13 protein-coding genes are annotated in these 13911 nt (G+C 72.4%); 10 read left to right on the top strand and 3 right to left on the bottom strand.

All coding sequences use genetic code 11. The annotated features are described in order from the left end of the window. Positions 1-50: 50 nt before the first annotated feature. Positions 51-323 carry a hypothetical protein gene (locus EDF18_RS02085; RefSeq protein WP_123545960.1) on the bottom strand — a complete coding sequence of 91 codons (273 nt, stop codon included), beginning with the start codon at positions 321-323 and terminating at the stop codon, positions 51-53. A gap of 194 nt (positions 324-517) precedes the next feature. Here EDF18_RS02085 and EDF18_RS02080 point away from each other — a divergent pair, with 194 nt between their 5' ends. Further along, complete coding sequence (locus EDF18_RS02080) at positions 518-1324, top strand: DUF817 domain-containing protein (RefSeq protein WP_123545958.1); 807 nt, start codon at positions 518-520, stop codon at positions 1322-1324. Here the strand turns inward: EDF18_RS02080 and coaBC are convergent. Next, positions 1284-2552 (bottom strand): bifunctional phosphopantothenoylcysteine decarboxylase/phosphopantothenate--cysteine ligase CoaBC, encoded by a 1269-nt coding sequence (coaBC, locus tag EDF18_RS02075; RefSeq protein ID WP_123547229.1) that lies wholly within the window; start codon positions 2550-2552, stop codon positions 1284-1286. The genes EDF18_RS02080 and coaBC overlap by 41 nt on opposite strands. Positions 2553-2735: 183 nt before the next feature. Between coaBC and EDF18_RS02070 the strand changes: the two genes are divergently transcribed. From EDF18_RS02070 to EDF18_RS02055, 4 genes are all read left to right on the top strand, one after another. Beyond that, positions 2736-3482, top strand: a complete 747-nt coding sequence (locus EDF18_RS02070) for an NRDE family protein (RefSeq protein ID WP_158614598.1) — start codon at positions 2736-2738, stop codon at positions 3480-3482. Positions 3483-3602: 120 nt separating this feature from the next. After that, entirely contained in the window at positions 3603-4469 is an 867-nt protein-coding gene (locus EDF18_RS02065) for a transporter substrate-binding domain-containing protein (RefSeq protein WP_233568946.1), read from the top strand. 1 nt (position 4470) lies between these two features. Further along, positions 4471-5136, top strand: a complete 666-nt coding sequence (locus EDF18_RS02060) for an amino acid ABC transporter permease (protein ID WP_233568945.1) — start codon at positions 4471-4473, stop codon at positions 5134-5136. Continuing rightward, a complete protein-coding gene (locus tag EDF18_RS02055; protein WP_123545955.1) occupies positions 5123-5947 on the top strand; it encodes an amino acid ABC transporter ATP-binding protein in 825 nt (274 codons plus the stop codon). Before EDF18_RS02060 ends, EDF18_RS02055 begins: the two co-directional genes overlap by 14 nt. A 7-nt stretch (positions 5948-5954) precedes the next feature. On the opposite strand, the gene EDF18_RS02050 is transcribed toward EDF18_RS02055, so the two are convergent. Then, the gene (locus tag EDF18_RS02050) at positions 5955-7181 is read right to left on the bottom strand and encodes a cobalamin-independent methionine synthase II family protein (protein ID WP_123545954.1); all 1227 of its coding nucleotides are present in this window, start codon (positions 7179-7181) and stop codon (positions 5955-5957) included. 160 nt (positions 7182-7341) lie between these two features. Between EDF18_RS02050 and EDF18_RS02045 the strand changes: the two genes are divergently transcribed. From EDF18_RS02045 to thrS, 5 genes are all read left to right on the top strand, one after another. Then, a complete protein-coding gene (locus tag EDF18_RS02045; protein WP_233568944.1) occupies positions 7342-8664 on the top strand; it encodes an aminotransferase class V-fold PLP-dependent enzyme in 1323 nt (440 codons plus the stop codon). Beyond that, entirely contained in the window at positions 8661-9110 is a 450-nt protein-coding gene (gene sufU / locus EDF18_RS02040; RefSeq protein ID WP_123545951.1) for a Fe-S cluster assembly sulfur transfer protein SufU, read from the top strand. Before EDF18_RS02045 ends, sufU begins: the two co-directional genes overlap by 4 nt. 85 nt (positions 9111-9195) lie before the next feature. Further along, the gene (locus EDF18_RS02035; protein ID WP_123545949.1) at positions 9196-10248 is read left to right on the top strand and encodes a hypothetical protein; all 1053 of its coding nucleotides are present in this window, start codon (positions 9196-9198) and stop codon (positions 10246-10248) included. Further along, positions 10245-11819, top strand: coding sequence for a phenylacetate--CoA ligase family protein (locus tag EDF18_RS02030; protein ID WP_123545947.1), 1575 nt, complete (start codon positions 10245-10247; stop codon positions 11817-11819). The genes EDF18_RS02035 and EDF18_RS02030 overlap by 4 nt, the downstream gene beginning before the upstream one ends. A gap of 179 nt (positions 11820-11998) precedes the next feature. Continuing rightward, entirely contained in the window at positions 11999-13909 is a 1911-nt protein-coding gene (gene thrS, locus EDF18_RS02025; RefSeq protein ID WP_233569043.1) for a threonine--tRNA ligase, read from the top strand. Positions 13910-13911 lie beyond the last annotated feature (2 nt).

The raw sequence follows: 13911 nt of genomic DNA, 5'->3' as shown, positions 1-13911 counted from the left end.
GGCACGTCCGAGGGCAGGGCCGCGGCGGTCGGGCCGCCGCGGCGAGCCCGCTAGTCGTCGTGCTTCTTCGTCTTCTTCGTGGCGATGGCGTCCCGCTCGCCGCGCAGCGACTGCACGGTCTCGGGGTCGAGGAAGTCGACGAAGGGGTTCGGCTGGCCCGTCTTGTCGGCGACGACCTGTGTGTAGGCGGAGGCGGCCTGACGCACCTTCTCGGTGGCCCTGCCCGCGCGCTTGGCGCTGACGGGACGGTCGCTCATCACCTCGCCGTGGTGCTCGAGGGCCTTGACGAGGGACTTGAGGGCTGCGTCGATCTTCTTGCTCACGAGGGCATTGTGTCGCACCGAGGTTAACGCGCAAGTCGGCGTCCCCCGGTCGGCGGTCGACGTCCCCCACCGGCGACACGTGTCGATCTCCTCACCACGGACGAGCCAGGTGCTCCCTGAGGACGACGCGCCGTCGGGCCCGCTGCTCGTAGCGTCGACCCGACGTCGACCACCGGCGTCGGGAGGAGGGCGTCGTGACCGGTGCACGATCCGTCGCGGGCAGCCGCGCAGGAGGCGCCGACCGCCTCCTCGAGGTCGGTCGCGACCTCGTCGCGTTCGGCGTGCAGCAGGCGCTCTCGTGCGCGTTCGCCGTGGCCGTGCTCGCGGGCCTCGCCCTGACGAGCGTCGTCGACGTCGGGCTGCCGCGCTACGACGCGATGCTGGTCTGGTGCGTGCTCGTGCAGGTCGTCTTCGTCGCGACGCGCCTCGAGACCCGTGACGAGCTCGTCGTGATCTGCCTGTTCCACCTGCTCGGCCTCGGTCTCGAGGTGTTCAAGGTGGCGGTCGGGTCGTGGTCGTACCCGGAGCCGGGCGTGCTGCGGATCGGCGAGGTCCCGCTCTACAGCGGCTTCATGTACGCGGCGGTGGGCAGCTACGTCTGCCAGGCCTGGCGGCGTCTCGACCTGCGGGTCGACCGGCTGCGGATGCTGCCGACCCTCGCCCTCGCGCTCGCCTTCTACGTCAACTTCTTCACGAACCACCGGTTCGTCGACCTGCGCTGGGCGCTGCTCGGCGTGGCCGTCGTGCTGCTGGGACGCAAGGGGGTGACGTTCCGGGTGCGGGGCCGCGACCGGAGGATGCCCCTGCTCGTCGCCTTCGCCCTGATCGGCTTCTTCATCTGGGTCGCCGAGAACGCCGCGACCCTGATGGGCGCCTGGACCTACGCCTCGCAGGCCGACGGCTGGTCGATCGTGCACCCCAGCAAGATCGGGTCGTGGATGGTGCTCGTCGTCTTCAGCTTCACTCTCGTGCTGTGGCTGAAGCAGCGCCGAGCAGGCTGACCACGGCGTCGAGCAGGGCGCGCGCCGTGTCCGCCTTGGTGCCGCTCGACTCCCCGACGACGGCGCCGTCCCGGCCGAGCAGGACCGCGACGGACTCGTCCCGGCCGAAGCCCTCGGCCCAGCCGACCTGGTTGAGCACGAGCAGGTCGGCGGGCTTCCGCATGAGCTTGCGGCGGCCCAGGGCGATCAGGTCGTCCCGCCCGGTCGAGGTCTCGGCGGCGAAGCCCACGACGACCTGGCCCGTCCGGCGCCGTGCCACGAGGCCGGCCAGCACGTCGACGGTCCGCACCAGGTCGAGGGTGAAGCGGTCGCCCGCGTCGTCCTTCTTCAGCTTGGCGTCGGCGACGGAGGCGGGCGTCCAGTCCGCGACCGCGGCCGCCATCACGACGACGTCGGCCTCCTCGGCGGCCGCCGTGGTGGCGACGTCGAGCTCGGCCGCGGTGCCGGCGGTCCGCACCTCGACGCCCGCCAGCTGCGCGACCGCAGCCGCGACCTCGTCGTCGACGTGGGCCGCGAGGAAGACCACGCGGGCGCCACGGGCCGTGGCCTCGCGGGCGACGGCGAGGGCCTGCTTGCCGCTGGAGCGGTTGCCGAGCCAGCGCACCGGGTCGAGGGGCTCGCGCGTCCCGCCGGCCGTGACGACGACGACCCGGGAGGCGAGGTCGCGACCGGCCAGGTCACGCCGTCGCGCCTCCTCGGCCCGGCCCTCGACCACCGCGAGCGCCGCGTCGACGATCACGTCGGGCTCGCTCAGCCGGCCGGGGCCGCTGTCGCCGCCGGTCAGCGGGCCGTCGTCGGGACCGACCACGACGACGCCCCGCGCACGGAGCAGCGCCACGTTGTCGGTGGTCGAGGCCGCCTGCCACATCTGCGTGTGCATCGCCGGCGCGACGACGAGCGGCGCCGTGCTCGCGAGGACGGTCGTGCCGAGCAGGTCGTCGCTCAGCCCGTGGGCGAGCTTCGCGAGGGTGTGCGCGGTCGCCGGCGCGACGACGATCAGGTCGGCCTGCTGGCCGAGGGCGACATGTCGCACCTGGGCGACGTCGTCGAAGACGGAGGTGTGCACCGTATTGCGGCTGATCGCCTCGAGGGTGGGGGCGCCGACGAACCGGAGGGCCGCCTCCGTGGGGACGACGTGCACGTCGTGGCCCCGGAGCACGAGCTCGCGCACCACGGACACGCCCTTGTAGGCGGCGATGCCGCCGCAGATGCCGACGACGACGGTCAGCCGGCGGGCGTCGGGACCGACCGCGTGGTCGTCTGCGGCTGCGGCGGTGCTGTCGGTCACGATGGTGCTGTCGGTCACGATGGTGCCCTGTCGGTCGGCCGCCGAGCTGGTGCCCGTCGGCGGGTAGCGTTGCAGCCACCACGATGCCGCATGCCGACGGATCGTGCCGGAGGAGGCCGCACCGTGTGCACCGTCGTCGTGTCCGTCGCTCCTGGCACCGAGTGGCCGGTGGTGTTCCTCGGGCTCCGCGACGAGTCGGCCGACCGCCCCTGGGATCCTCCCGCCGCCTGGTGGCCCGAGCTCGGCGACCGCGTCGAGGGCCTGCACGACCGCGAAGCCGGGGGAGCCTGGCTGGCCACGGCGACCGGGCCGGCCCGCGCCTCCGTCGTCCTCAACCGGCGGGAGCAGCCGCCCGTCCCCGAGGGGGGCTGGCGCACCCGCGGGGCGCTCCCGCTCGAGGCGGTGTCCGCCGGCCGACTGCCGACCGGACGTCCCTCGACGCGCACCTTCAACCTCCTCTCGGCCGACGCCTCCGGAGCCGTGCACACGAGCTGGGACGGCGACCGGCTCGCGAGCCTGCGGCTCTCGCCGGGCGTCCACGTCCTCACGCACGGTGCGCCCGATGACGACCAGGTGGCCCGGGTGGCGCGCTGGCTGCCCCGGTTCCGAGGCGTCGCCGCACCGGTGGGCCCGCTTCCCGAGCAGGACGAGGGCAGCTGGCGGCCGTGGCTCGACCTGCTGCGCGAGAGCAGCGCGCTGCCGTTGTCCGACGAGGAGGCGCTGGTCCGGGCCGACCTGCTGCAGGGCACCTGGTTCGGCTCGCTCTCGCTCAGCCTCGTGGCGCTGTCCGCCGACGGCGTCGCCCACGAGCACCTCCGGCTCGACGCCGGCTCGGGCGTCGACCTGCCGGGTGCCCTCGCCGCCCGCTGACGCTGCCCCGAGCACCCTCGCCGACGTCATGAGACGACACGGGGAATCACCGCCGCGCCTGCGCGGTTAGGGTCGGAGGCCCGGCAGACCCGGGCCGCTCATCGACCAGGAAGACCACCCGTGACGTTCTCGACTCCTCGCCTCTCCCGCACGACCCGGATCCTCGCCGTCGGCGTCGCCTCCGCCGCAGCGCTGCTGCTGACGGCGTGCGCGCCCGCCTCGACCGACGACGTCGTCTCGCAGACCGGGAGCGCCACCGCGGACACCAGCGCGGCGAAGAGCCTCTCCGACATCCAGGACGCCGGCGTGCTCGTCATCGGCACCGAGGGCACCTACCAGCCCTTCACCTACCACGAGGGCGGTTCGGGAGCCCTGACCGGCTACGACGTCGACGTGGCCACTGCCGTCGCCGAGAAGCTCGGCGTCGAGCCCAGCTTCCAGGAGACCCAGTTCGACGCGCTGCTCGCGGGCCTCGACGCCGGCCGCTTCGACGTCGTCGCGAACCAGATCTCGATCACCGACGAGCGCGAGGCGACCTTCGACTTCTCGACGCCGTACACGGTCAGCCGCGGCGTCGTCGTGACCGCCGCCGACGACACCTCGATCACGTCGCTCGCCGACCTCGCGGGCAAGACGACCGCACAGTCGCAGTCGAGCAACTTCTACGACACGGCGAAGGACGCCGGCGCCGACGTGCAGGTCGTCGAGGGCTGGGCCCAGTCGGTCGCCCTCGTCGAGCAGGGCCGCATCGACGCCACCGTCAACGACGAACTGACCTTCCTCGACTACGTGAAGACCAACCCCGAGCAGGCGGCGGCGATCAAGATCGCGGCGACGACCGACGACGTGTCGCGCTCGGCGCTCGTGACGACCAAGGGCAGCGACGACCTCGTGCAGGCGATGGACGACGCCCTGGCCGAGCTGGGGGCCGACGGCACGTTGGCCCAGATCTCGGACAAGTACTTCGGCCAGGACGTCAGCGAGTAACGTGCAGTCCTCACTCGACCTCTTCGGCCGGGCGTTCTGGCCGATCGCGTCGGGTGCCCTGGTCGCCTCGATCCCATTGGCCCTCGCCTCCATGGCGATCGGCCTGGTCATCGCCCTCGTCGTCGCGATGATGCGGTTGTCGGGGCGCGCCTGGTTGTCCGGGCTGGCGCGGTTCTACACGTCGGTGATCCGGGGCACGCCGTTGCTCGTGCAGCTGTTCGTCGTCTTCTACGGGCTGCCGTCGATCGGCGTGCGGCTCGACCCGTGGCCGAGCGCGATCATCGCGTTCTCGCTCAACGTCGGCGGGTACGCGGCCGAGGTGATCCGGGCGGCCATCCTCTCGGTTCCCAAGGGCCAGTGGGAGGCGGCGCACACCATCGGCATGTCGCGCGCCCTGGCGCTGCGGCGCATCATCTTGCCGCAGGCCGCGCGCGTCTCGGTGCCCCCGCTGTCGAACACGTTCATCAGCCTCGTCAAGGACACCTCGCTCGCCAGCGTCATCCTCGTCGTCGAGCTGTTCCGGCAGGCGCAGCAGATCGCGACCGTGTCGAACCAGTTCTTGCTGATCTACCTCGAGGCGGCCCTGATCTACTGGGTGATCTGCCTCGTGCTGTCGTTCGGGCAGGACGCCCTCGAGAAGAGACTGGACCGACATGTCGCCCGCTGACCCGCCCCTGTCCGGCGCCTCCTCCCGTCCCACCCGCCCCGGCCAGGCTGCCGAGCTCGTCCTCCGCGTCGAGGGCCTCCGCAAGTCGTTCGGCGCCACGGAGGTGCTCAAGGGCATCGACCTCGAGGTGCGACGCGGCCGCGTGGTCGCGATCATCGGGCCGTCAGGCTCGGGCAAGACGACCGTGCTGCGGTCCCTGAACAGCCTCGAGGTCCCCGACGGCGGACGGGCGACCCTGTCCGACGGGCGGGTCGTCGAATTCGGAGGCAAGGTCGCGAAGCGCGACCTGCTCGCCCTCCGCGACCGGTCGTCGATGGTGTTCCAGCACTTCAACCTGTTCCCGCACCTCACGGTGCTGCAGAACGTGGTCGAGGGGCCGATCCGCGTCCAGGGCCGTGACCCCGAGGAGGCGCGGGCCGAGGCCCGCGAGCTCCTCACGCGGGTGGGCCTCGCCTCCCGAGGCGACGCCTGGCCGGTCGAGCTCTCGGGCGGCCAGCAGCAGCGGGTCGGCATCGTCCGCGCCCTGGCCCTCCGGCCGGAGCTGCTTCTCTTCGACGAGCCCACGAGCGCCCTCGACCCCGAGCTCGTCGGCGACGTCCTCACCGTCGTCAAGGAGCTCGCCGACGAGGGCTGGACGATGGTCGTCGTCACGCACGAGCTCGAGTTCGCGCGCCGGGTCGCCGACGAGGTCGTCTTCATGGACGACGGCGTCGTGGTCGAGCGCGGGGCCCCCGCCGAGGTGCTGAACCGCCCCCGCGAGCCGCGCACGCAGCAGTTCCTCCGCCGCGTGCTCAAGCCCCTCGACGACTGACCTCGCCTCAGCCGAACAGCCGCGAGCTCGCGATGCGCGCGCCCTCGCCGAGCGCGGCGAGCTTCGCCACGGCGATCTGCGGGTGGATGCGACCGCCGAGGCCGCAGTCCGTCGAGGCGACGACCCGCTCGGGCCCTACGACGGACGCGAAGGCCTCGATGCGGTCGGCGACGAGCTCGGGGTGCTCGACCACGTTCGTCGCGTGGCTCACGATGCCGGGGATGATCTTCTTGTGCGCCGGCAGGTCGAGGTCGCGCCAGACCTTCCACTCGTGCTCGTGCCGCACGTTGGCCGCCTCGAACGAGTACGCGCCGGCGGTGATCTCGAGCATGAGGTCGGCGATGTGCCGGAACTCGATGTCCGTGGTGTGCGGCCCGTGCCAGCTGCCCCAACAGAGGTGGAACCGGATCTGGTCCTCGGGCAGGCCGCGCAGGGCGTGGTTCAGCGCCTCGACCCGGATGCGCGTGAACGCGCGGTAGTCCTCGACGCTCGGCTCGGGGACGATCTGGTCCCAGTTCTCGGCGATCGAGGGGTCGTCGATCTGCACCGTGAGGCCGGCCTCGACGATCGCCGTGTACTCCTCGCGCAGCACCTCGGCCCAGGCCCAGATGTGCTCCTCCTCCGTCGCGTAGAAGTCGTTCGCGATGCGCGCGCCGCTGCCGGGCGACAGCGACGTGATGAAGCCGGACGACGGGTCCGCGCCGGTCGCCGCGAGCCCCGCCTTCAGGTTGGCGATGTCGGAGGCGATGGCCGCCTGGCCGACGTAGGCGAGCGGCCCCGTCGTGCTGGGGAACGCGGTCGCGGTCTTGCCCGTGCTGATGCCCGAGGTCGGGTCCTGGTAGGCGTCGGCGAAGATCGTCCAGTCGCGCCGGTCGGGGAACGACGTCAGCCGCACGTTCCCCGGCGACGAGCGCACCGGCTCCTGCGAGAAGATGTCCGCGCCCGTGACCGTGAGGCCCGAGACCCGCTGGAACGAGTACGACCACCAGGCGCCGTAGTCGACCGCGCTCGTCATGGCCTTGCCGTACTCGCCGTCGCCGACGACGGTGATGCCGAGGTCCTGCTGGCGGCGCACGAGGTCGACCACCGCGGCGGTCAGCAGCTCGTCGAACTCGGGCGTGCGCTCGAGCGTGAGGCCGTCGTCGGCCAGGCGGCGGGCGTCGTTGGCCGCGATGAGCTCGGGCGTGCGGGGCAGGCTGCCCGCGTGGCTGGTCTCGATCCTCTGGTTCGTCATGTGCCGATGGTGGTCCTCGGTCCCGCCGGTGTCACGTTCCTGTGTCACGCGCCGTCACGAAGGCGCAGGAGGCGGCGGCGCGGGAACAGGACGGGCACGCTGTTCGTTGCCCCCGTCGACCGCCGACCGGCCCTGGCTACGATCGTCGGGAAGGGACACCGTGACTCAGACACCGCAACAGACCACCGCCGGCCCCGCCCGCCCCCTCGACGACGTCGAGGTCGAGCGGCTCCGCGCCGACTTCCCGATCCTCGGGCAGCAGGTCTCGGGCGAGCCCCTGGCCTACCTCGACTCCGGTGCGACGGCACAGCGCCCGCGCTCGGTGCTCGACGCCGAGCGCCGGTTCCTCGAGGCCGACAACTCGGCCGTGCACCGCGGCGCACACACCCTCGCCGCGCTGGCGACGGAGGCGTTCGAGGAGGCACGCGAGACCGTCGCGCGCTTCGTGGGCGCCGCCTCCCACGAGGTCGTCTGGACGGCGAACGCGACCGACGCGATCAACCTGGTCGCGCACGGCTTCACGGCGGCGACCCTCGGCCGCGGCGGCGAGGCCGCCCGCCGCTTCGCGCTCCGCCCGGGCGACGAGATCGTCGTGACCGAGGCCGAGCACCACGCGAACCTCGTGCCCTGGCAGGAGGTGGCGGCCACCACCGGCGCCGTCCTGCGCGTCGTGCCGGTCGACGACGACGGCGTCTGGACCCTCGACGACGCGCGAGGCGTCGTCACCGAGCGCACGCGGGTGCTGGCCTTCGCCCACGTGTCGAACGTGACCGGGCTCGTGGCGCCCGTCGAGCAGCTGGTCGAGCTCGCCCACGGGGTCGGCGCGCTGGTCGTGCTCGACGCCTGCCAGTCGGTGCCCCACCGCCCCGTCGACTTCCGTGCGCTCGGCGTCGACTTCGCCGCGTTCTCCGGCCACAAGATGCTCGGGCCGACCGGCATCGGCGTGCTCGTCGGCCGCGGCGAGCTGCTCGACGCCCTGCCCCCGTTCCGCACCGGCGGCTCGATGATCACGACCGTGACGCTCGAGTCCGCCGAGTACCTGCCCGCGCCCCAGCGCTTCGAGGCCGGCACGCAGCCGGTCTCGCAGGCCGTCGCCCTCGCCGAGGCCGTCCGCTACCTCGAGGCCGTCGGCCTCGAGCGCGTCCGCGACCACGAGGAGGCGCTGGCCGAGCAGCTGGTGGTCGGCCTGTCCGCGCTCCCCGGCGTCCGCGTCGTCGGCCCGCCCGCCGGCGTGCCGCGCTCGGGCCTCGCCAGCTTCGTCGTCGACGGCGTGCACGCGCACGACGTCGGCCAGTACCTCGACGCCCAGGGGATCGCCGTGCGCGTCGGCCACCACTGCGCGCAGCCGCTGCACCGGCGGCTGGGCGTGACCGCGACCACGCGGGCGAGCACCTACCTGTACACGACCGTCGCCGAGGTCGACCGTCTGGTCGCCGGCGTCGCCGGGGTCCGCAGCTACTTCGGGGCGGAGGACGCCCGATGAGCGCCTCCCTCGACTCGCTCTACCAGCAGGTGATCCTCGACCACGCGAAGGCGCGGCACGGCGACGGCGAGCTCGCCGGCGCCGATGCCGAGCACTTCGAGCGGAACCCGACCTGCGGCGACGAGATCACCGTGCGGGTCCGGCTCGAGCCGGGCACCGACCGCGTGGCCGACCTGCGCTGGCAGGGCGCGGGCTGCAGCATCTCGATGGCGTCGGCGTCGGTCCTGTCCGGCCTGGCCCCGGGCCGCACCCTGCCCGAGCTCGCGGCGCTCGTCGGCGAGTTCCGCACGATGATGCGGTCGCGGGGCGCGGGGGAGCCCGACGACGAGGTGCTCGGAGACGCCGTCGCGCTGCACGGCGTCTCGAAGTTCGTCATGCGGGTGAAGTGCGGCATGCTCGCCTGGGTCGCCGCCGAGGCCTGCGGCGCGGAGCTCTCGGCTCGTTGACCCTCGAGGGCACCCCGGCGCGGCGGTCCAGGGTTCATCCCTGAGGTGCAGGTGCCCGGGCGAGTCGCCGCACTAGTGTCGGCCCATGGAACCTCGGGGGAGCGACCGGCCGACGACGCCCTGGCCGGCACTGATCGACCAGGCGCGGCACTACCCGTCGCCGCACAACTCGCAGCCGATCGTCGTGCAGCCGACCTCCGCGACGACCGCGACCGTCTGGTACGACCTCGACCGGGGCCTCCCCGCCGAGTCGTTCGGCATCCCGTTCGCCCACGTCTGCGGAGGGGTGTTCCTCGCCGGCCTCGCGATCGTCGCCCGCGCCCAGGGCTTCGTCGTCCGCGAGACGCTCGACCTCTCGCCGATGGACTTCGGCGGGGACGCCCGGCTGCACCGCCTGGCCGAGGTCGTGATCGAGCCGCACGAGGCGACCGACGCTGACCGCGCCGCCCGTGGCGCCTTCCTCGCCCGGCAGACGTCGCGCCGCCCCTACGACGCGACGACCGTGGACGAGGAGGTGTTGGCCGGCGCCCGCGCCATCGCCGCCTCCCACGGGCACCTGCTCCGCAGCACGACCGACGCCGCGACGGTCGACGACGTGGTCCGCATCAACCAGGAGACGCTCTTCGACGACCTGCAGGACGACGACGTGCACGCCGAGATCATGACCTGGCTGCGCTTCTCGGCGAAGCAGGCCGCGGAGACCGGCGACGGCCTGAGCGCCGAGACCATGTTGATGCCGGGGCCGGTGCTCCGGTTCGCCATGGGCCACCGTGGCCTCTGGACGGCGCCCGTCGTCGGCGACGCCGTCAGGCGGATCTACCTCGGCACCATGAAGGGCGTGCGCCAGCTCGCCTGGCTGGAGGGCCCGTTCGCGGGCCCCGCCGACCACGTCGAGGCGGGCCGGACGTTCCTCGAGGTGTGGCTCGAGCTGTCGCGGCACGGCGTCGCCCTGCACCCGTTCGGCACCGTCGTCACCAACCCGCGGTCGCACGCCGCGTTCGTCCGCGCCGTCGACGTCGACGAGCAGGACGGGCGGATGGCCTGGATGCTGTTCCGGCTGGGGCGGAGCGCTCCGCCGCCCGTGGCCCATCGACGCCCGGCCGCCGCGATGACGATCGGGGCGGGGGAGGGACGATGAAGCGGCTCGTGGTCTTCACGCTCCTCCGGGTCGTCGACGGCCTCGTGAAGCTCGCGATGCCCCGGGTCGAGACGCACCGCCTCCTGCTCGTCCCCGGCATCGAGCCGCTGCGCTGGCGGCTCGGGCGCTGGCGTGCCTGGCGCACCATGGAGCGAGCGGCGCGGTCGGTCCCCGCCTACCGGGCGTTCCTCCGCGAGCACGGGCAGGGCCGTCGACTCGACACGCGGAACGGCGTCGAGGCGGCTTTCGCCCGACTGCCCGAGATGGACAAGGAGTCGTACGTCAAGCGCTGGAGCATCGCCGAGCGCTGCCTCGGCGGCCGCCTCCCGCGCCGAGGCGTGGTCGTCGACGAGTCGTCGGGCAGCTCGGGCGTGCCGACGAGCTGGGTGCGCGGCCCCGACGAGCGCCAGGCCACGAGACAGCTGCTGCAGCTCGGGTTCGCGCGCACGTCGGCCGAGCTGCCGCACCCGCCGTTCGTGCTCAACGCGTTCTCGCTCGGCGCCTGGGCCACCGGCATGAACGTCACCGCCTCGCTCACCGAGTCGACGATGATCAAGTCGATCGGACCGGACCCGGACAAGATCATCCAGACGATGCGCGAGTTCGGCACCGGCTTCACCTACGTCATCCTCAGCTACCCGCCGTTCCTCAAGGGCCTCTTCGAGGACGACCGGCTCGACTGGTCGCAGTACACCATCGTCGCCGCGTTCGGGGGCGAGGGCATCAGCGAGAACATGCGCGGACACATCCTCGAGTACGCCCGCGCGGTCCTCGGCTCGTACGGCGCGAGCGACCTCGAGATCAACCTCGGCATCGAGACCGAGTTCACTGTGGCACTCCGCCGCGCGATCGCGGACGACCCCGACCTCGCGGCCCGGCTCACCCGGCAGCAGGAGTACGGCGTGCTGCCGATGATCTTCCAGTTCAACCCGTTCGGGTACCTGATCGAGACGAACGACGCCGGCGAGCTCGTCGTCACGATCGCCCGCGCCGAGAACATCAGCCCCCGCATCCGCTACAACATCCACGACCGGGGCCACGTCACCCGGATGCGCGACGTCCTGCCGGTGCTGCGCGAGAAGGGGCTGTCGGCGGTCGTCGCCGAGAAGTTCCTCGACCTGCCGCTGCTGTTCCACTACGGCCGGAGCGACCTCTCGGTCGACTACAACGGCGCCGTCGTCGCGCCCGACGCCCTCCGGGACGTGCTCCAGGGCGACCCTGCCCTGCTGCAGGCCGTCGAGAACCACCGGCTCATCGCCTTCGAGGACGCGGCGGGCGACCGTCAGCTCCACATCGCGCTGCAGCTCTCGGCCCACGCCGGAGACCTGGACACCGGCCCGTGGCGCGACGTCGTCGTGAGCGGCCTGAGGCGCCTGAACCTCGACTTCTCGAACGCGATCCGCACCGCGGCGCCCGCGACCCTCCCCACCGTCGCCTTCTACGCGCACCGGACAGGCCCCTTCGCCCGCGACGGCGCGAAGCTGAAGAACGAGTACGTCTGGCAGCTCGGTCCCGGCGAGGTCGACCAGCACGACCTCGACCTGGGCTGGACGGCGCCGAGGGAGGCCTGACCGGCGGAGGCCGCCGCTGCCGACGGCACTAAACTGGCGCGCGTCCCCTCGATCGTCAGGAGCCCTCCACCGTGTCAGACCAGCCTGCCCCCGCCGCCCTCTCCGCCGCGCCTGAGACCGTCGAGGCGACCGAGACCACGACGGGGCTCGAGCTGTTCACGGACAAGGGCGTCGTCGCGATGCGCGTCGCCGGCGAGCTGCGCGACCTCGCGTCCGAGCTGCACGCGGGCGACGTCGCCGAGGCCGTCACCATCGGCTCGCCCGACGGCCTGGCCGTGTTGCGGCACTCGGCCGCGCACGTCATGGCACAGGCCGTGCAGGGCATCAACCCGGAGGCGAAGCTCGGCATCGGCCCGCCCGTCACCGACGGCTTCTACTACGACTTCGACGTCGCCGAGCCCTTCACCCCCGACGACCTCAAGGCGATCGAGAAGGGCATGGAGCGGATCATCCGCCAGGGCCAGCGCTTCCGCCGCCGCGTCGTCACCGAGGCCGCGGCCCGTGCCGAGCTCGCCGGCGAGCCCTACAAGCTCGAGCTGATCGGCCTCAAGGGCGGCTCGGCCGACGAGATCGGCGACGACGGCGAGTCCGTCGAGGTCGGCGGCGCCGAGCTGACCATCTACGACAACGTCGACCCGAAGTCCGGCGACGTGCTCTGGTCCGACCTCTGCCGCGGCCCGCACGTGCCGAGCACCCGCGTCCTCGGCAACGCCACGAAGCTGATGCGCGTCGCCGCCGCCTACTGGCGCGGCTCGGAGAAGAACCCGCAGCTGCAGCGCATCTACGGCACCGCCTGGCCCACGAAGGACGAACTGCGCGAGTACCAGGCCCGCCTCGAGGAGGCGGCGAAGCGCGACCACCGCAAGCTCGGCGTCGAGCTCGACCTCTTCTCGTTCCCGGACGAGATCGGCTCGGGCCTCGCGATCTTCCACCCGAAGGGCGGCATCATCCGTCGCGAGATGGAGGACTACTCCCGTCGTCGCCACGAGGCCGCCGGCTACGACTTCGTGTACACGCCGCACATCACCAAGGCGAGCCTGTTCGAGACCTCGGGCCACCTCGGCTGGTACAAGGACGGCATGTTCCCGGCCATGAAGCTCGACGAGGCCCGGAACGACGAGGGCGAGGTCACCCGCCAGGGCGCCGACTACTACCTCAAGCCGATGAACTGCCCGATGCACATCCTCGCGTACCGCTCGCAGCCCCGGTCGTACCGCGACCTGCCGATGCGCCTCTTCGAGTTCGGCACCGTCTACCGCAACGAGAAGTCAGGCGTCATCCACGGGCTCACCCGGGTGCGGGGCATGACCCAGGACGACGCGCACATCTTCACCACGCGCGAGAAGATGAAGGAGGAGCTGACCGGCACCCTGAACTTCGTCCTGTCCCTGCTCCGCGACTACGGCCTGACCGACTTCTACCTCGAGCTCTCGACGAAGGACCCGGTCAAGTACGTCGGCGACGACGACATCTGGGACACCGCGACGCAGACCCTCCGCGAGGTCGCGGAGGAGTCCGGACTCGAGCTCGTCCCCGACCCGGGCGGAGCCGCGTTCTACGGCCCCAAGATCTCGGTGCAGGCCCGCGACGCCATCGGCCGCACCTGGCAGATGTCGACCGTCCAGCTCGACTTCAACCTGCCCGAGCGCTTCGAGCTCGAGTACGCGGCCGCGGACGGCACCCGGCAGCGTCCGGTGATGATCCACCGCGCGCTGTTCGGCACCATCGAGCGCTTCTTCGGCGTCCTCACCGAGCACTACGCCGGGGCCTTCCCCGTGTGGCTGTCCCCGGTCCAGGTCGTGGCGGTCCCCGTGGCCGACGAGTACGGCGACTACCTCGACGACGTCGTCCGCCAGCTGCGGGAGAAGGGCGTCCGCGCCCAGGTCGACCACGGCGACGACCGGTTCCCCAAGAAGATCCGCACGCACACGAAGTCGAAGGTGCCCTTCCAGCTCATCGCGGGCGAAGAAGACCGCACCGCCGGCGCCGTGAGCTTCCGCTACCGCGACGGCTCCCAGGAGAACGGCGTGCCCGTCGCCGACGCCGTGGCGAAGATCCTCGAGGCGATCGAGACGAAGGCCCAGGTCTGACC

Origin of the sequence: Frigoribacterium sp. PhB107 (assembly GCF_003751515.1) — a bacterium.
GTDB lineage: Bacteria > Actinomycetota > Actinomycetes > Actinomycetales > Microbacteriaceae > Frigoribacterium.
The sequence above is the reverse complement of the archived record's forward strand: the minus strand, read 5'-3'. Positions and strand labels throughout refer to the sequence as shown.